This is a genomic window from Flagellimonas flava (assembly GCF_050617915.1).
Taxonomy (GTDB): Bacteria; Bacteroidota; Bacteroidia; order Flavobacteriales; family Flavobacteriaceae; genus Flagellimonas; species Flagellimonas flava_A.
The window spans coordinates 1-270 of record NZ_JBODQE010000062.1; the positions used below are offsets into that span (position 1 = coordinate 1).

Consider the following 270-nt stretch of genomic DNA (forward strand, 5'->3'; position numbering starts at 1 on the left):
GGTATGTGGAACGGGAAGGTAAAGACTGGGGAAGTCCCGTAAGAGTAGTTTTGAGCGGGGAACATGATAATGAATACTATAGTTCCTTGACCCATTCAGGTGCCATCTATTTTAATATCTGGTGCAAGGGGGACATCTATAAAGCAACACCTTCGGACTCCACATACAGGATAGAGACATTACCTGATATCATCAATCAAGGTAGGGACAAAGGAGATCCCTTTATAGACCCCAATGAGGAATAGCTGATTTATAGGGGATACGATGATA

At 43.0% G+C, this 270-nt stretch carries 1 protein-coding gene; it reads left to right on the top strand.

Going from position 1 to position 270, the window contains the following annotated elements; all coding sequences use genetic code 11:
• On the top strand, positions 1-245 hold a 245-nt coding region (locus tag ACRHOZ_RS20985), incomplete at its 5' end, for a hypothetical protein (RefSeq protein ID WP_431130230.1).
• Between the last annotated feature and the right edge of the window lie 25 nt (positions 246-270).